Origin of the sequence: Streptomyces sp. NBC_01267 (assembly GCF_036241575.1) — a bacterium.
Lineage (GTDB): Bacteria > Actinomycetota > Actinomycetes > Streptomycetales > Streptomycetaceae > Streptomyces.
This window is the reverse complement of the sequence record NZ_CP108455.1, coordinates 7623192-7640755: the sequence shown is the minus strand read 5'-3', so window position 1 is coordinate 7640755 and position 17564 is coordinate 7623192. Positions and strand designations below refer to the sequence as shown.

Sequence of the window (17564 nt, the reverse complement as noted above, 5' to 3'; positions counted from 1 at the left end):
ACGCGTGGTGGGCAATCTTCCCGTCGTGACGACCAGTTTCGTCGGCCGAATCAGCGAACTGGGCGATGCGGCACGGGCACTTGAGAAACACCGGCTGGTCACGCTCACGGGCAGTGGCGGAGTCGGCAAGAGCAGGCTGGCTCTTCGCGCCGCCGACCGGGCGAGCGAGCGGTACGCCGACGGCGTGTGGTGGGCCGACCTGTCCCATCTCTACGACGACCGATTGCTCATCGGCACCGTCTCCGATGCCGTCGGGCTCCTGGACCACGACCTGGCGCGCCCCGTGGAGGCGCTCTGCGAGCGGCTCGCCGACAGGAATCTGCTGCTCGTCCTGGACTGCTGCGAGCGGATCATCGACTCGTGCAGCCACCTGGTGCGCGAACTCCTGGCTGCCGCACCGGGACTGGCCGTCCTCGCCACCAGCCGAAAGCCTCTCGGCGTGCGCGGCGAATACCGTCTGGACGTACCCCCGCTGGCTGCGGGCGGTGACGGCGAGGAGGCCATGCGGCTCTTCCGCGACCGCGCCGCTACCGCCGCGCCGCATGTCTCGCTCGACACCCCCGGCACCACCGCGGCAGCCGTCCGGATCTGCCGCCGGCTGGAGGGAATTCCGCTCGCCCTCGAACTGGCCTGCGCCCGGCTCGCGGAGAACAGCGTCGAGCAGATCGCCGACCGGCTCGGGTCCCGGCTCGATTTCCTCACCGACCGGACCGTATGGCCCGAGCGCCACCGGGCCCTGCGCACCGCCATCGGCTGGAGCCACGAGCTCTGCACCCCCACCGAGCGCCTGCTCTGGGCCAGGCTCTCCGTCTTTCCCGGCGCCATCGAGGAAGCGGACGCCCAGGCGGTCTGTTCCGGCGGCCCGCTCCGCGCCGACGCCATTCCCGCGCTCATGGCGAGGCTCGCCACCCAGTCCGTGCTGCAGCACAACGGCTCCCGGTACCGGATGCTCGACACCCTGCGCGAATACGGAGCCATGTGGCTCGACGAACTGGACGAGCGGAAACCCCTCGCGCAACGGCACGCCGAACACTTCGCCGATGTCGCACGCCAGGCACACACCTGCTGGCTCGGCCCGCAGCAGGTCGCCTGGTACCGCAGGATCGCCGAGACCGACGCGGATCTGTGCGCCGCCCTGGACCATCTCCTCGCGGAAGGTTCCGAGAAGGCCGTGGAGATGGCGGGCTGCACCGGGCTCTTCTGGAGCTGCTGCGGCCACCTTCAACGGGCCCGCGTCTATCTCGAACGGGCCCTGCGCATCGACTCCGGCCGGAGCAAGCACCACACCCGCGCCCTGTGGGCACTGGGCATCACCCTCACGCTGCAGGGCGACCACGAGTCCGCACGGGAGTTCGGCGAGCGGTGCAGCGTCGCCGCATGGCACGACCACGACGCGGAATCCATGCTCTCCGCAGCCCATCTCGTCAGTTTCAACTACCTGATGATGGGCCGGCCGCAGACCGCTCACGACGTCAGCGACCACGCTCTGCGCAGCCTGCCCGGCGACCCGCTGGCCGCCCCCTCACAACTGCGGTGCCGGGTGATAAGAGTCTTCGCCCTGTCCGCTCTCGGCCGTCTCGACGACGCGTACGAGGACGCCACGAACCTCCAGCAACTCAGCCTGCGCTACGGCGAGTACTGGGCCCGCGCGTACGCCGACCACCAACTCGCCCTGATACACCTCCTGCAGGGTCGGCCCCGTGAGGCGGAGGACCACGCACGCTCGATGCTCGCGGGCAAGTACCAGCTGCGGGACAGCCTGGGCATCGCCCTCGGTCTCGATCTGCTGGCCGGTGCGATCGCGGCGCAGGGCGACGGCGTGGAGGCCGCCCGTACCTCAGGAACGGGCCATGTCTACTGGCGCATGATCGGCCACCCGCACCGCGGCACACCGGAACTCGGTGTGATCCGCGACGCGTGGGAGCGGCAGGCGCGTGAGGCGGCGGGAGATCCGGCGTACGACAGTGCCTACCACCGGAGTCTCACCGCCGATGCGGAAAGCGGGCTCGTGCGCGCCCTGCAGGGCCACCTGCCCTCGTAGCCCGTACCCGCCCGGCCGGGCGAACGGGCAGGCAGTCGGCCGGTGACCGGACGTCAGCACCGGTCACCGGCGACTGCTCACCGCTCGCGTACCGCGAACGCACTCACCCCGCGGTGACGCACGCGCCCGGTCGGCGCACCATGTGCACGTCGACCGGGTCCTCGTCCTCCACGGTGAATCCGTGCCGCTCGTAGAGCCGTCGGGCAGCGCTGCCCTGCAGCACGTGGAGACGGACAGGCACGCCTTCCGTATCGGTCCGCTCCAGCAGCGTGCGCAGGACAGCGGAGCCGAGCCCCCGCCCCTGGACCCCGGGGTCGAGGTAGAAGCTCTCCAGCCACTGCCCCTGCGGCGCCGGGCGGAGCGTGACGCAGCCTGCGAGAGCTCCATCGACCACGATGACCGAGGTGTACTGCGCGGAGAAGGAATCGCGCAGCCGCTGCCGGACCCGGTGCTCGTCGAACCGGCCGAGCCGTTCCAGATCCGGCCGCATCACCGTCGCCCGCAGCTCCGCGATCGTCTCCACATCGGCGGAACTCGCGGAACGCAGTGACCAGGGGGGCGTCCGGACCGCGGCGAGTTCGGCCTCCCGGGTATTCGCTTCCATGATCGACATTGTCTCAGGAGCCGTGCGGGCCCGGGTCACTGGTGCTGGGGCGGCCGTTCTCCAGATGTCCCGACCAGCGGCGCCGGTACGGCGTGCCGCTCTCCCCGGCCCCGGATTCGGTGACCGTGATGTCGTACCAGCCGGAGTGGGCGCGCACCGACACCGTGACCTCCGTGGAGGCGCCGGCGTGCAGGCGGTGGGTCTTGCCGCTGCCCTTCGTTCCGTAGGCGTCAGCGACCAGCACCGTACGTGTGGTCCGCCCGTGGTTGGTGATCCGGATCCGGATCCGGTCACCCCCGTCGTGGCTGAACCGCGCCCGCAGCCCGTCCGCGGCGGAACCGGCGAACTCGCAGAGGGTGCCGTTGGGACCGTACGCGGCGAGCTGGTAGGCACCACCGGTCGCCGCGGTCTGCCAGTAGTCGCTCAGGGTGTCCCGGGCGGAGACGGTGTAGCGGCGCGGGGCCGACTGGGGGTGCTTGCGGTCGTAGACGTAGAAGGCGGCGCCGGCCCGACCCCGGTTGGCGAGGTCCAGCTGGAACCGCCCCTTGTGCTCGTCGCCCTCGTTGACCAGCACGTCGTACGGCAGGGCGCGGGCCCGCCGGACGCCCGGCTCCTGGGACGGCATGCTCTGGGGCAGCGGCACCTGGTACGGCTTGCCCTCGGAAGTGATCGGCGCGGGAACCTGGATGGAGACCGGAGCGGGGTTCGCCCCGGAGAAGTCGAGTGCCGAGGTGAGGTCACCGCAGACGGAACGGCGCCAGGCGCTGATGTTCGGCTCGTGGATACCGAACCTGGCCTCCAGGAACTGCAGCACCGAAGTGTGGTCGAAGGTCTCCGAGCACACCCAGCCACCGCGCGACCAGGGCGAGACGACCAACAGCGGGACCCGCGGCCCGAGTCCGATGGGCTGGAGACCGCCCGGATCCGCGCCGGGAACCAGCGGGCTCATCTCGCCCGGGTACTTGCCGAGGTCGAGGATCTCGTCGCCGAGGCTCCTCACCAGGTCGCGGGAGACCATGCCCTGGGCGTCGGGCCCGCTGGTGACCGGCGGCATGGGCGGTACGACATGGTCGAAGAGGCCGTCGTTCTCGTCGTAGTTGACGATGAAGACGGTACGGCCCCAGACCTCGGGGTTGGAGGTGAGCGCCTCCAGCACCAGGTTGATGTACGTGGCCCCGTCGGTCGGCGATGCGGACGGGTGCTCGGAGTACTTGTACGGCGGGACGATCCAGGAGACCTGCGGGAGCGTGCCGTGTTCGACGTCGGCGCGGAACTCCTTGAGGGTGTGGTCCGAAGCACCCTTCTCCACGAGCGGCCCGCTCGCCCCCTCGGCCACCTGGTACTTCTCGAAGAACATCAGGGAGTTGTCGGTGTAGTTGTCCGTGGGGCTGCCCGGTTCACCGGTGCCCCCCTGGTACAGCTTCCAGCTGACCTTCGCGGCCTCCAGCCGTTCCGGATACGTGGTCCAGGTGTACCCGTTGGTGTTGTTGCGCTCGCTCAGACCGGGGCCGTTGGGCCGCCGTCCGTACACATTGCGCGGGTCGCTGGTGCCGGTCCACAGATGGATCCGGTTGGGCGCCGTGTCGGCGTGCACCGAGCAGAAATAGGAGTCGCAGATGGTGAACGCCTCGGCCAGGGCGTAGTGGTAGAGCAGGTCCTGGCGCTTGAGGTAGCCCATCGTGAGGGCGTCCTGCTTCTGGTTCACCCACTGGTCGTGGCGCCCCTGGTTCCAGGCCAGGTGGCCGCTGCTCCAGCCGTGGTCGGTGCCCGCCAGGTACTCGGAGGTGTTCTTGGGGTCGATGTACCACGGCAGCACCTCGGTCGCGCTGTCCGGCAGGCCGCGGGAGTTGTACCGTCCGGTGTGCGTCGCGGCGGCCGGCTGGTGCCAGACCGGTTTGCCGTCGGGCAGCAGTGCCGGACGCGGGTCGCCGAAGCCCCGTACCCCGCGGAGGCCACCGAAGTAGTGGTCGAAGGAACGGTTCTCCTGCATGAGGATCACCACGTGCTGGACGTCCTTGAGCGACCGGCTGCGGGAGAGCGCGGGCAGGGCCATGGCCTTGCCGATCGCCGGCGGGAACATGGAGAGGGCGGCGGCAGATGCGGCTGTCGCGCCGCCTGCCTGGAGGAAGCGCCGACGATCAAACGTGGCCATGTGTATGCAACTTTCTGCTGTTGACAAGGGAGTTCCGAGCACTCCCGATCATTCAGAGCAGCAGTGCTTTTCGAGTGGACCTCTGACGGACACTGGGTGATCGACCGGACAATTTTGCGTTTCCGCAGCTCGGACCGGGTCGAGGAATCACCTGTGCGGGACGGGCACCCGATGGACCGGAGCGGTTCACGGTTCACCACTGCCGCCCGGGGGCGACGCGCCACCGGAGAAACGGGACGCGACCGGCTGATCGGCATCATGGCGCGTTCTCGATCGTGAAGAAAAGCTGGTTTCACTAGGACTTTTTCGATATCGGTCCATCCGCCGTGAAACACCCGGTCCGTACCGTCGAATTTTGCCCAAGCTGTGTCTCAAAACATTCGTTCTGCTTGCTCAGGACCGTGAGGATCTCGACAACGGCACATCCGCGCCCATAACGTCGCGCCATGACAACCCCACCGGATGACCGGCGGTTCCGGCGCGAGATGGCCGTGGCGCACAGGTCTGGATGGCATCTCATCGACTTGCTCAGCGCATTGCCGGAGCCCGGCGATTCGCTGATGGTGACTGTCTTTGGTGAGCCCGTCGTAGTCAGCCGCAATGCTGTCGACGGTGAGCTGGAGGCATTTCGGTGCGTGCGACGGCCACGTGGCGCGCCACAGCCCGTCAGGTGTGTCATCCGCTACGGAATGATCTTTGTGAACCTGCAGCCCGACGATCACGAGCACATCTCGTCCGACACCCTACGAACAGCCACCCCCCGGAGCGCCTGAGGCGATTCCCCCCGTCACACCGGATCGCCCAGGCGCTCACCTCACACAGCGGCGCCACCGTGACCTGAACACGGTGGCGCCGCTGTGCTTTCTGCCCGCGCCTCGGCAGAGAGCCGGGCCGGAACGCCGATGCCGCTCAACAGTCGGCACAGCGCTGGGCAGGACGTCAGGAGACCATGAGCAAACGGCTTTCCACCCCGATGTATTCGCCATTAACTCCGTCGGCATCAGGCGACGCCAGCAGCTTGACGTTCTTGGCCGCCGCTGCCAGCAGCGCGGAATCGACGGACGGATGCCAGGCCGACGCCGTACGGGCGGCGCTGCGTGCGGACACGCGACGGCCCAGCGGCGAATTCAGGGTGACGACATTGCAGGTGATGCCGTGAAGTGCCTCGTCCCGGGACATCTGGCTGACGAAGCCCCGGAGCGCCGCCTCGGAGGTGCTGCCGAACTGCCTTGCGGAAAGGCCGTCCTGGCCGGAGGCGCGGAGAAAGATGATCCGCCCCTGTCCACTCGCCCGCAGGCCCGGCATGGCCCTGCGGATCAGACGGAAGGTACCGATGATCCCGTTGTCGGCGACCGAGACGAACCGGTCATCCCTGAGCATCAGATCGCAGGACAGGTCGATGGACGCGATAATGATGTCGACCGGGCCGTGACACTGTTCGACAAGTGCCAGCGCGCCGTCGATCTGGGATTCGTCCGTCACGTCGCACGGCACGGACAGATCGGGGCCCACGGGCGCATCCGGGCCGGAGTACGTCACGGCGACCCTGTCACCGCACTCTTGCAGCGCCTTCGTGATCCCCAGGCTTACCTCGCTGTGACCATCAACGATGAGCACGGACCGGTGGGATGGCATTGCAAGTCTCCTACCTTTCGCGACTGCAGCAGACACTCTGCACTGTTCACCTACGACACGGCAGAGTCTTGCGGCCGTCGCCTAGTCTTTCCACGCAAAAGACCTGCTGATAATTGCAGGCCCGCTACTCAGCGGGCAGTTACGGGGGAAATGTGACGCTCTCCGCCCAAGATGCGGCTGCGTTGAGATCCTTGCTGGAGAGCCGTCGGGCCGCCATCGCGCCCGAGACGGTGGGATACGCCGAGCGCAGCGGAGCGGGCCGCCCGGTGAACGGGCTCAGCCAGGAACAGATCGACACCCTGACCCAGCGGGCCCGGGGCACCTACGGACGACTGATCAACGGACCCGAGCACCGGCCCAATCCGGCCTATCTCGCGAGTCTGGCAAGGCTGTTGAGGATGACGGAGCAGGAATGGACGGCGCTGTACTGGCTGACGCGCCGTGAAGTGCCCGCGCCCCTGCACAACACCTCCGGAATGGAGGTCCCCGGAGCCTGGGGGGCCGTGGAGCTGATTCACGGGGTGATCGCCTACCTGGTCGACTCGGCCTGGAATCTCATCACGTGCAATCAGGAGTACCGGGATCTCTTCCCCGGGGCCGTCCCGCCGGAGAACGCCCTGCTGTTCATGGCCGCGCATCCGGAGCGCCATACCCTGCTGCTGGACTGGGAACGCAGCTGGGCGCCCTTCGTGCTGGGCCAGTTGCGCCGGGCCGCCCAGGAGAGGCCGGACAACAAGGATCTCGCCCGGATCGAGGAGTACGTGCAGCGCGACCCGGTGGCCGGCCCTCTCTACGCGGACATCCCATTTCTGGCCCTGCCGTTCCCCGATGGGGCGCAACGCCCCTTGCGTCATCCCCAGTTGGGCGAGGGCATGGTGAGTGTCTGCGCGGCGGAACCGGTGAGTTCGACGGGGGCCAGGCTCATTCTGCTGGCCTTTCGGCCGGGCCCGCCGAGCGAACACCGCAGAGACCCCGATCTACGGGCCGACCGGTCCGCCTATGCCCGATCGCCTTTCTGGAAAGGAGAATTGACGGACCAGCAGGTGATTCACGACGGCGGGACCGACCGCGAAGGAAGCGCATCCCGGGCCTGACCACGGCAGACGGTTCCCCTTCGGGCGTAGCCGGAAGCACGACCGGCCGCAGCAACTCCCATGAACGAACGGTCGTACTGACGTACGTTGTTGGCACGGAATCTCGAATACATGTGTGGGAGCTGCCCAATGCCCGTCTACGTCAGCCGTCCTGCGATCGCCCTGCCTCGATTCAGGGTGGACACGCGTGCGATCATCGATGACATCGCACGCCATCATCCGGACGATCCGCGGCTGAAAGTGTACGAGCGGGTGATCGGCAATCTCCAGGTGGACAACCGCCATTTCGTGGCCCCCCTGGATTCCCCGGCCATCGCGGGGGACGCCGACATCACGGAACGGGTCCGGTCAGGTTTCGGGCACGCCGTCCGGATGGGCGAGGAAGCCGCGCGCGGGGCCCTGGAGCGCGCGGCCGTCCAGCCGTCGGAGATCGACGCGATCGTCACCTCGCACTCCACGACCTGGGGCATACCCGGTCTCGACGTTCAACTCGCCAATGCTCTGGGACTCCCGGTCCGGGCCCGGCGCATCGCGATGACCACGCTCGCCTGCGCAGGCGGCATCCAGGCGCTGGTACGTGCCGCGGAGTTCGCCGCCGCCCGGCCGGGTTCCAAGGTCCTGGTCGTGGTCTCGGAAGTCATCAGCTCCGTCTACAACCACCGCGACACGAACATCCAGAGCATGATCTACAAGGCACTCTTCGGGGACTCGGCCGGTGCCTGCGTCGTCTCCACGGAGCCGCCGCCCGAGCCCGGCCTGCGCATCGAGGACCCGGTGGCCGCGCACACCTTCGAACTGCTCCTGCACCACACGGAGGACTTCTACAGCGGAAGCCTGGACACCAGCGGGCTCCACTTCGACAGCACCAAGGCGGGACAGAAGGGGGCAGCGGAGTCGATGCCGTACGTTCTTGACTGGCTGGACCACAAGGTTCCCGACTGGGCCGTCATCCACCCGGGAAGCCCCGGCATCATCACCGATGTGGCCAAGAGCCTGGGACTCGGCGAGGAACACACCCGGCATTCCCGTGCCGTACTGGCCGAGACGGGAAGCCTGGGCGGCGTCAGCGTGCTGGCCATCCTGGACAAGCTGCACGGCACGCCGCCCTCCGCCGGTGAATCCGGTGTCGCTCTGGCCTTCGGCCCGGGGTTCGTCACCGCCGCCCTGCGCTGCTCCTGGGCGGGGCCGGACCCCAGCTGACACACGCCCCCGCCCGGAGCGTGCGCCGCCCCGGACGCCGTCGCGGGTCATTCCGGTTTGCGTGCCGTGACGCCCATGACCACGGGAGTGGGAGCGCCGTGCTCGGCGAAGCCTTCGAGTATCAGCCCGGCGTCCAGGAACGCGTTCAGCAGACCGGGCAGCGAAAGGTGTCCGGCCCCGACCTTGTCCCGTATCCCACGGTCCGTCCAGGACTCCTTCGTCCGCCGCCCGTCGAGATAGCCGGGCCGGACCACCACGGCGTCGGGGTCACCGCGGTCGACGAACCCTCCGCAGAAGCACGGGTGAACGCCGATGTGCACGAACACGCCGCCGGGGCGCAGCACTCTGGCAGCCTCGCGGAGCACGTCCGGATAACTGGGCATGTCCGTGTGCACCATGACCGCGAGGACCGCCGGAACGGAGGCGTCGCGGACGGGGAGACACGCGGCGTCGCCCCGCACGACCGCCATACGGTCACGGGCGTGCCGCAGCATCCCGCCGGATATGTCCACACCGACCGGCGTGCGGCCGAGGCGGCGCACCCGGTCGGCGTGGATGCCGGTACCGCAGCCGATCTCCAGGCAGGTCCCGGTTCCCGCGCCGAGGAGCTGACCGAGCAATCCGCCGAGGGCGCGGGGATTGCCGTCGGAGTTCTCGGCGTCCCGGCCGCCGAGAAACTCCTGTTCGTACCAGTCCGCGATCTCGTCGTAAGCCGCCGTCGATGTCATTCGCCCGCCCGTTCCGCCGTCGCCACCGCCCTGGTCCTCCCCAGGGCCCGACCGGCCGGCTGCTGCGGCCGGTCTTCCCTCAACTGCCCCCGGCCGAGCCGCTCCATCCGGCTTCCGCTCCGGGCAGAACCTCCGGACCGGACCCCGGGGCGCGATCTTGTTTCTCCGTACGCCCTCTTGACCGGGCGGGGCCGGTACCTGAGTGTGTGGTGGGCTCGACCCTCGACCCTCAGCAGGAGGCACACGTGAGACGTTGGAAGACTCGTGGCGCAGTCGCCGCAGTCGCGGCGCTGTTGTTCGCCGGAACGGCGACACCGGCTTCATTTGCTCTGACAACGTTGTCACACGGAACGCAGGCCGGTGCGCGCCTCGTGGACGACCCGTCCGACTACGTCGACCCGCTCATCGGTACCGGAAGCGGCGGCTCGACCGTCGGCGAGATCAACAACTTCCCCGGCCCCGCAGCCCCGTTCGGGATGATGCAGTTCTCGCCCGACACGGCCGGTTCGTACGCCGGGTACCAGTACCACAGCGACTCCATCCGGGGCTTCAGCATCGATCACGCCTCGGTCGGCTGCACCGCGTTCGGTGACGTACCGATCCTCCCGGTGACCGGCGATGTCGGTGCCGCTCCGTGGGACCGGACCGAGCACTTCTCGCACACCGGCGAGAAGGCGGAGCCCGGCTACTACGCGGTCACCCTCGACGACTCGAAGGTGCGCGCCGAGCTGACCGCCACGACCCGCACCGGGCTGGCCGCGTTCACCTTTCCCGAGGGCGGGGACGCGGCACAGGTCCTGGTCAAGGGCGGCGCCAGCCTCGCGGGGGACAAGCACGCCGATATGCACGTGGTAGGCGACCGGCAGGTCACCGGGTCCGCGACCACGGGGAACTTCTGCGGCAAGGGGAACGAGTACACGGTTCACTACGCGATCACCTTCGACCGCCCCTTCACCGCACACGGCACCTGGGACGGCAAGTCCGTGTCGAAGGGCAGCGACGCGGTGGACGCGCCCAAGGCAGGCGCGTATCTGACGTTCGACACCGCCGGGACGCGCACCGTGCGCGCCAAGATCGCCATGTCGTACGTCTCCGTGGACGGAGCCAGGGCCAACATGGCCTCCGAGGTGCCGGGTTGGAGCCTCGACAAGCTGCACCAGCAGACCCGGGACCAGTGGACGGCGGCGCTGCGCAAGGCCCGGGTCGCGGGCAGGGACACCGACCAGCTGAAGACGTTCTACACCGCGCTGTACCACTCGCTGATGCATCCGAACACGTTCAACGACACGGACGGGCGCTACATCGGGTTCGACAACAAGGTCCGCACACTGCCCGAGGGGCGTACGCAGTACGCCAACTTCTCGGACTGGGACACCTACCGCTCGCTCGCGCCGCTGCAGGCCATGCTGTGGCCGAAGGAGGCGAGCGACATGGCCCAGTCGCTGGTCAACGACGCGGTGCAGGGCGGGTGGTGGCCTCGCTGGCCTTTCGCCAACGGGTACACGGGGCAGATGACCGGCGACAACTCCGTCGCTCTCATCGCCAACCTGTACGCCTACGGCGCCCGGGACTTCGACCTCAAGACCGCCCTGAAGTACCTGGTCAAGGGCGCCACCACGGTTGACTCCACGCCGGGCGCGTACAAGGAGCGGCCCGACATCGCCAACTACGTCGAGCGCGGCTACGCGCCCAACAACGACGCCTCACGCGGTGACCACCAGCGCGTCGGCGCCTCGGTCACGCTGGAGTGGGCGATCGACGACTTCGCCATCGCCCGGCTCGCGACCGCCGCCGGGGACCACAGCACCGCACGTACCTTCACGCTCCGCAGCCAGAACTGGCAGAACATCCTCAATCCGGCCACGGACTATCTCCAGCCGCGCGGTGAGGACGGCCGCTTCCCCGACGGTCCGGGGTTCCAGCCGCCGCCGGAGGGCAAGTTCGGCCAGGACGGCTTCGACGAGGGCAACGCCGCCCAGTACAACTGGCTGGTCCCGCAGAACACCGCGGGGCTGATCACCGCCATGGGCGGCCGTGCCGCCGCGTCCCAGCGGCTCGACACCTTCTTCGGCCAGCTCAACGCCGGTCCCAACGAGCCCTACATGTGGGCCGGTAACGAGATCGACTTCGGGGTGCCGTGGGTGTACGACTACCTCGGTCAGCCGTGGAAGACGCAGAAGGCGGTACGGGACGTCGCCACCACGCTCTTCAGTCCCACCCCGGACGGCGAGCCCGGCAACGACGATCTGGGTGCCCAGTCCTCCTGGTACGTCTGGGCCGCCCTCGGTGTCTATCCCTCGACCCCCGGCACATCCGATCTGGCCGTGCACAGCCCGCTGTTCGAGCGCGCCGTGCTCGACCTGCCGGGCAAGGGCCACGACCTGGACATCCGGGCCCCGAAGGCTTCGACGGGCACTCCGTACGTCCACGAGCTGAAGCTCGACGGCCGCTCCTACGAGCGCACCTACCTGCCGAAGTCCGCGGTCACGAAGGGCGGGCAGCTGGACTTCGCCCTGTCCGACAGCCCCGACACGCGCTGGGCGACCTCTCCCGCGGCGGCTCCGCCGTCGTACCGCACGGGTGAGCGTTCCTTCCTGGCGAATGCGACGCCCAACCAGGTCACCGCCGCACCGGGCGGTGCCGGGGTGAAGGTCACGGTCGACGCGCAGCGGCTCGCCGGGCGGGACCGCGACCTGACGGTGAAGGCGACCGCGCCGAAGGGGCTGTCCGTGTCCGCGGGCAGGAAGCGGCTCGCGCTCGACGCCGCGACCGGTTCGGGAAGCGTCGAGCTGACGGTCGAGGCCGGTTCCGGAACGGCCGACGGCTACTACGAGGTCCCGCTCACCGTGAGCGGAGCCGCGCCGGGCGACTCCGTGCGGCTCTCCGCGATCGTTCTGGTCGCCGCGCACGGCAGCCTGGCCGCCGCCTACGACAACACGGGCCTGTCCGACGACGCCGACCACGGGCAGGGCGACTACGACCGTGCCGGGAACACCTACTCCCGGCAGGCTCTGGCCGCGGCCGGCCTGAAGGGAGGAGCGCGGGTGGAGGCGTCGGGCACGTCGTTCGTATGGCCCGCGGCCCCGCAGGGGCGTCCCGACAATCTGGTCGCGGGCGGCCAGACGCTGGCTCTGGACGCCGAGGACGCCCGGCGGTTGTTGTTCGTGGGGTCGGCCACCAACGGGGATCACCAGGACAGCGCGACGGTGACCTTCACGGACGGCACGACCGGAAAGGCAGATCTGTCGTTCGGTGACTGGTCCCTGCCGGGCGGCGGCACGGACCCGGTCCTCGGGAACACCCTGGTGGCGCGGGCCGCCCAGCGGAACCAGTCGGGTGGTACCGGTGGTGCGGTGAGCGTCTTCGCCACCACGCCCTTCCAGGTGCCCGGGGGGAAGCACATCAAGAGCGTGACCCTGCCGAAGAACCCGGAGCTGCATGTGTTCGCCGTCGGCCTCGGCTGACGGACGACGCGGTGCCGTGTGTGGGCCGGTGATCCCTTCCAGGGGTCACCGGCCCGTACGGCTACTGCTGCTGCGCCGCAACGGCCCGCCCAGGAGGGCGGTTTCCCCCCGTCAGGGGGTGTCGCCCTCCCAGTCCCACAGCAGCGAGCCGGCTGTACGCGGGCCGTACAGTGCGTGCCCGCCGGGGCCGTGGGAGCCGATCTCGGTGGCCAGCGCGGCGGCCTCCGCCAGCCGCGGTCCGGGCCACCCGGTCACGTCCAGCAGCAGACCGTCGAGCGGTCCGCCCACCAGCTCCCGGTAGACGCGGCCCGGCCGCGGGCCCGGATCCGGGTCGTCGTGGTCGGCGCCGTACACCCGGCGCCAGGTCCGTTCATCCATGTCCGACAGCATCCCAGCCACCACTGACACTCCCCCCGCTGAGCGGTCACGAACGGTCCGGTCGCGACGGATCCGCTTCCGTCGCGACCGGACCGGTGTCACCCTGCCGTGCGTCTCATGTGGTGCGGGGCGGTGCTGTGTTGTCACTCCACGGTGAGATCCACGTACGCGGGTGTCAGCCGGGTGCCGTCAACCAGCCGGAACTCCAGCGTGATCCGGTGGTCGCCGGCCGCGGCGGACGCATCGGCGCGGGCGTCCACCCGGTGCGAGGCGCTCCTGGTGCCGCGGACCCGCAGGCTGCCACGGGCCGGGGTCAGCGTGATGCCGTCCGGGCCGGACGCGGTCCAGTGCACGGTGTGCCCGGTGAAGTCCACGTCCTGCGCCACGACCGTCAGTGCCACCCCGGCTCCACCGCGCGCCAGTGTCAGCTCACCGGGATCGCCGAACCCGGCTGCCGGACAGGAGTAGTTGTCCACGGCTTCCTGCCGGACCGTCGTGTCGCTGTACGGCACCGCGTCGTCCTCGCTGTGCCCGCGCCACCAGGCCTGGGTGTTCGGCAGGGCGACGCCGTTGAACCGGTTGCTCATCAGCTGGGTCCGGTAGGCCGCACGGGCCGCGGCCAGTTCGGGGCTGCCGGCCGGCTGCAGCCCGATGCTCATGTCGGCGAGGTTGACCTCGATCCCTCTGCGCAGCCGGTCGATCACTGTTCGCGCGGAGTCGTCCCCGGCCTGTGCGGCTGCCGTCTTCAGCGCGGCGGAGGCCTGGCTGTAGTTGTCGTGCAGCTTGGTGACCGTGTGGGTGTCGGGGTCGAAGCGGGTGAGGTCGTAGTACTCCCCCATGGATCCCGCGGCCGAGGCGCCGAAGCGCGCCTGGAGGTAACCGTCCCGGTAGGCGTCGGCGTCCAGGCTGTTGTCCCAGGCCAGTGCGGCGACCAGGCTCTGGACGTGCTCGTACGTGATCCAGTCGCCCGGTTCGCTGTACATGCCGATGCCGTTGACACCGAGCTGCGATTCGAAGGCGACATCGGCCGCGATGGTGTCGACGGGCCGTACCGGCTGGCTGCGCCAGCGGTAGCGGCGGTAGTACTCGTACATCACGAGGGAGCCGCGGAAGCTGGTGCGCCAGGCCCCCAGGGCCTTGGCCAGCCCGGTGTTGGCACTCACGGCCGGATCGCCGAGGGATCCGTCGTAATTGCGGCCGTACGGCGCGAAGTCGACGACGACCTGGGGGTCGCACGCGTAGTCGGGGTCGGGCGGCTGGATGGTGGAGTTGTAGGCGATGCGCTCCACACGGACACCGGGCAGCTCGTCGCGGAGCACCTGGGCGAGCTTGTTGACGACCACCGACTCGGCGTTCGCGGCCTTGCCGTACCGGTCGAGGATCGCCTTCTGGAACTTGGGGACGTCGGGCGGCCAGCAGTCGAAGACCGTGATCTCCGGACGGGCCCGCAGGAACGCGACCACCTTGGCTATGTAGGCGTCCAGGGCCTCGGGGTTGTAGATGTCGAAGAGCGGCCCGCCGGATGCGTAGAACTGCGGGTAGTCCGCCGGGGGCAGGAAGCTGTCGTAGCCGTGGCCGCCGGTCTCGATCCTGATGCCGCGCTTGGCGGCCTCGCGGGCGAGCACGGTCCGTACGCCGTCGTACGTGGTGACGCCGAGGCCCAGGTAGTTCGTCGGGTAGACGAAGGTGTTGAGCCGGTTCTTGGCCATCCAGTCGAGCAGCGGGGGCAGGCTCTGCGCGGTGTGGCTGAAGCCCTCCTCGGCGTACTGACGGCGGAATTCCCAGTCGGGCCGGTCGGTGAGGTGCACGGCGGGCAGCGCGAGGGTGCGGACCCGGGGAACGTGCTCGCTGTGGCCTTCGTACGCGGGGAAGGCGGGGGCGAAGAAGCGGACGCCCAGCCGTTCGAGCAGGGCGTACACCGCGTAGAGCGGGGCCCGGTCGCCGAGGCCGGTCAGCAGGATGTCCTGGTCGTCGCCGAGCAGGGTGAAGGTGTCCTCGGGCGCGCCGGAGAGTTCCTGGCCGGCTTCGGTGAGCCGGTTCCCGGACACGGTGTTCCCGGTACCGGTGCCCGCGCGCAGCACGACCAGGCCGGTGACACCCGCGGGCACCGCGCCTTCGGTGCTGCCCGCGGCGGCGCGCAGCGGCAGCGTGGCTCCGGTGATCCGCTGTACGTAGTCGCGGAGTTCGGTGGCGGCGAACCGGGCGCTGTCGCCGCCCCACCACAGAACGGTGGCCGCGGGGCGTCCTCCCGAGGCCACCAGCAGGGTGCGGGCGGCGCCTGCGGGAGCCGTGGTGGCGGTGGCAGCCGTCGCGGGGGCAGCCGCGGACAGCGGCAGTACCGTCGCGCCCGCGAGCCCGGCGGCTCCCACCAGGAACCCTCGCCGTCTCACCTCACTCGTGCCGTTCACCCGGTCCCCCTGGTTCCGGGGTGCCCCGGGGTCCGTACCTCTGCTGGTGCTCATGTGTGGTCCGCCTTTCCGGCCGATGCATACAGGTCACTGAGGTAGTAGTCCTTGGCCTTGCCTGCCTCGGGCAGCTTCTTCATCTGGACGAAGAGGTCCGAGAGATGGTCGAACCAGCCGCCGACCGTGCCGTCCTTGCTGAGCTTCGTCAGCTCCGCGGAGGGAAGGATCTTCACGTAGTCGGTGGAGCCCTTCAGCTGTCCGGCGGGCAGCTTGAGGAACTCGGCTGCCACGGTCTCCGACTCCTGCGGGTGCGCGGCGATCCAGTCGTCGGCCTGCTTGAGGACCCCGGTCACCTTCTTGACGAGTTCCGGGTTGCCCGAGGCGAGCTTGGGCTGGGTGACGAAGACATTCGGGAAGGTCGTCTTCGGGTAGTAGTCCTGGGTCCGGCTGATCTCCTTCAGACCGGGGACCTTCTTCTTCATGGTGTCGATGAGCGGGTACCAGGTGGCGGCGGCGTCGACCTTCCCGGACGAGAAGGCCGTGACGACGGTGGAGGCGTCCATGGTGACCTTCTTGACGTCGCTCTCCTTCAGCCCGGCGTCGCGGAGCGCCAGATTGAGGATCATGTCGCCCGATGTGCCCTCGGCCACGGCGATCTTCTTGCCCTTGAGGTCGGCGGGCTTCTCGATGCCTGAACCCGGCTGGGCGATGACGCGGTCGGCGAGACCCAGCATGTTGACCGAGATGATCGACGCGCGGCCGGACGCGGGCAGCCACAGGGCGCCGGGACCGAGGTAGCCGAAGTCCAGGCTGCCCGATCCGAGAGCCTGTACCTGGAGCGGACCGTTGGTGAAGACCTTCAGTTCGGGGGTGATTCCCGCCTTCTTCCACAGGCCCTGCTTCTGGGCGACCGCGAGCGCCGCGGAGCCGCTGTAGTCGGCGATGTAGCCGAAAGTCACCTTCTTCTTGCCACCGTCCGAGGCGGCGGAGGATCCGCTGGAGCAGCTGGTGGCCGCGGGGACGAGCAGCAGGGCGAGGAGCAGACCCATGGAGCGGCGGCCGATGGCGCGTTCTGTTTTCACGACGTGCTTCCTTCGAGGGGAGCTGGCTGGTGGTGGACGGCGTGCCACACCTGGGCGCGCAGTTCGGCGAATTCGGGTGACAGGCGCTGCTCCTCGGTACGGGGATAGGGCAGCGAGACGGGGATGACGGTGTGGATGCGGCCGGGGCGGGCGGCCATGACGACGACGCGGTTGCCGAGGAAGACCGCCTCGTCGACGTCGTGGGTGATGAACATGACGGTGCGCCGGTCCCGGCTCCAGGTGTCCAGCAGGGATTCCTGCATCCGGACGCGGGTCAGGGAGTCGAGGGCGCCGAAGGGCTCGTCCATGAGGAGGATCTTCGGGTCGACCGCGTAGGCGCGGGCGATGGCGCAGCGCTGTTTCATGCCGCCGGAGAGCGTTTTGGGCAGGGCGTCGGCGAAGTCGGTGAGCCCGACGAGTTCGATGACCTCGCGGGCCCGGCGCCTGCGTTCGGCCTTTTTCACCCCGGCCACCTTCAGGCCGTACTCGACGTTGCCGGTCACGGTCATCCAGGGGAAGAGCGCGTACTGCTGGAAGATGACACCGCGTTCGGGGGCGGGGCCGTGGACGGGGACGCCGTCGACGGTGACTTCGCCGTCGGAGGCGTCGAGGAGCCCGGCCGCGATGTTCATCAGGGTGGACTTGCCGCAGCCGGACGGGCCGACGACGGTGACGAACTCGCCGTCCTCGATGTCGAGGCTGACCCGGTCCAGGGCCAGGAAGTCGCCGTCCTTCACCGGGAAGTCCCGTGTGACGTCGGAGAAGTTGATGGTGGGCATGA

General features: G+C 69.2%; 13 protein-coding genes. 5 read left to right on the top strand and 8 right to left on the bottom strand.

The genetic code is table 11. The features are described 5' to 3' along the window. Positions 1-7: 7 nt before the first annotated feature. On the top strand, positions 8-2041 hold the full coding sequence (locus tag OG709_RS33990) for an ATP-binding protein (RefSeq protein WP_329168900.1): 2034 nt from the start codon (positions 8-10) through the stop codon (positions 2039-2041). Positions 2042-2144: 103 nt separating this feature from the next. On the opposite strand, the gene OG709_RS33985 is transcribed toward OG709_RS33990, so the two are convergent. Beyond that, a complete protein-coding gene (locus tag OG709_RS33985) occupies positions 2145-2645 on the bottom strand; it encodes a GNAT family N-acetyltransferase (RefSeq protein WP_329168898.1) in 501 nt (166 codons plus the stop codon). 13 nt (positions 2646-2658) lie between these two features. After that, positions 2659-4797, bottom strand: a complete 2139-nt coding sequence (locus tag OG709_RS33980; RefSeq protein WP_250301515.1) for a phosphocholine-specific phospholipase C — start codon at positions 4795-4797, stop codon at positions 2659-2661. A 446-nt stretch (positions 4798-5243) separates the two neighbouring features. Here OG709_RS33980 and OG709_RS33975 point away from each other — a divergent pair, with 446 nt between their 5' ends. Then, positions 5244-5570 (top strand): (2Fe-2S)-binding protein, encoded by a 327-nt coding sequence (locus OG709_RS33975; RefSeq protein WP_250301516.1) that lies wholly within the window; start codon positions 5244-5246, stop codon positions 5568-5570. 166 nt (positions 5571-5736) lie between these two features. Here OG709_RS33975 and OG709_RS33970 read toward each other — a convergent pair whose 3' ends face one another. Further along, on the bottom strand, positions 5737-6414 hold the full coding sequence (locus tag OG709_RS33970; protein ID WP_250301517.1) for an SDR family NAD(P)-dependent oxidoreductase: 678 nt from the start codon (positions 6412-6414) through the stop codon (positions 5737-5739). 200 nt (positions 6415-6614) lie between these two features. Here OG709_RS33970 and OG709_RS33965 point away from each other — a divergent pair, with 200 nt between their 5' ends. Then, entirely contained in the window at positions 6615-7526 is a 912-nt protein-coding gene (locus OG709_RS33965) for a helix-turn-helix domain-containing protein (RefSeq protein WP_326693497.1), read from the top strand. 129 nt (positions 7527-7655) lie between these two features. Further along, positions 7656-8726, top strand: coding sequence for a PhlD (locus OG709_RS33960; RefSeq protein WP_250301519.1), 1071 nt, complete (start codon positions 7656-7658; stop codon positions 8724-8726). 47 nt (positions 8727-8773) lie between these two features. Here OG709_RS33960 and OG709_RS33955 read toward each other — a convergent pair whose 3' ends face one another. Next, entirely contained in the window at positions 8774-9454 is a 681-nt protein-coding gene (locus OG709_RS33955) for a class I SAM-dependent methyltransferase (protein ID WP_250301520.1), read from the bottom strand. 338 nt (positions 9455-9792) lie between these two features. Here OG709_RS33955 and OG709_RS33950 point away from each other — a divergent pair, with 338 nt between their 5' ends. Then, the gene (locus tag OG709_RS33950; protein ID WP_329168894.1) at positions 9793-12918 is read left to right on the top strand and encodes a GH92 family glycosyl hydrolase; all 3126 of its coding nucleotides are present in this window, start codon (positions 9793-9795) and stop codon (positions 12916-12918) included. Positions 12919-13029: 111 nt separating this feature from the next. Here OG709_RS33950 and OG709_RS33945 read toward each other — a convergent pair whose 3' ends face one another. From OG709_RS33945 to OG709_RS33930, 4 genes are all read right to left on the bottom strand, one after another. Then, positions 13030-13296 (bottom strand): hypothetical protein, encoded by a 267-nt coding sequence (locus OG709_RS33945; protein WP_250301522.1) that lies wholly within the window; start codon positions 13294-13296, stop codon positions 13030-13032. Positions 13297-13439: 143 nt separating this feature from the next. After that, a complete protein-coding gene (locus OG709_RS33940) occupies positions 13440-15758 on the bottom strand; it encodes a DUF4838 domain-containing protein (protein ID WP_329168892.1) in 2319 nt (772 codons plus the stop codon). Beyond that, positions 15755-16783: an aliphatic sulfonate ABC transporter substrate-binding protein gene (locus OG709_RS33935; protein ID WP_250301524.1), complete on the bottom strand. Its 1029-nt coding sequence runs from the start codon at positions 16781-16783 to the stop codon at positions 15755-15757. Before OG709_RS33935 ends, OG709_RS33940 begins: the two co-directional genes overlap by 4 nt. Next, entirely contained in the window at positions 16780-17562 is a 783-nt protein-coding gene (locus tag OG709_RS33930; RefSeq protein WP_250301525.1) for an ABC transporter ATP-binding protein, read from the bottom strand. The genes OG709_RS33935 and OG709_RS33930 overlap by 4 nt, the downstream gene beginning before the upstream one ends. Between the last annotated feature and the right edge of the window lie 2 nt (positions 17563-17564).

What these genes read in the sequence shown, in the direction of transcription:
- OG709_RS33985 (WP_329168898.1), bottom strand. Translation starts at nt 2,645, where the DNA reads ATGGAAGCGAATACCCGGGAGGCCGAACTCGCCGCGGTCCGGACGCCC.
- OG709_RS33980 (WP_250301515.1), bottom strand. Translation starts at nt 4,797, where the DNA reads ATGGCCACGTTTGATCGTCGGCGCTTCCTCCAGGCAGGCGGCGCGACA.
- OG709_RS33975 (WP_250301516.1), top strand. Translation starts at nt 5,244, where the DNA reads ATGACAACCCCACCGGATGACCGGCGGTTCCGGCGCGAGATGGCCGTG.
- OG709_RS33960 (WP_250301519.1), top strand. Translation starts at nt 7,656, where the DNA reads ATGCCCGTCTACGTCAGCCGTCCTGCGATCGCCCTGCCTCGATTCAGG.
- OG709_RS33955 (WP_250301520.1), bottom strand. Translation starts at nt 9,454, where the DNA reads ATGACATCGACGGCGGCTTACGACGAGATCGCGGACTGGTACGAACAG.
- OG709_RS33945 (WP_250301522.1), bottom strand. Translation starts at nt 13,296, where the DNA reads ATGGATGAACGGACCTGGCGCCGGGTGTACGGCGCCGACCACGACGAC.
- OG709_RS33940 (WP_329168892.1), bottom strand. Translation starts at nt 15,758, where the DNA reads ATGAGCACCAGCAGAGGTACGGACCCCGGGGCACCCCGGAACCAGGGG.
- OG709_RS33930 (WP_250301525.1), bottom strand. Translation starts at nt 17,562, where the DNA reads ATGCCCACCATCAACTTCTCCGACGTCACACGGGACTTCCCGGTGAAG.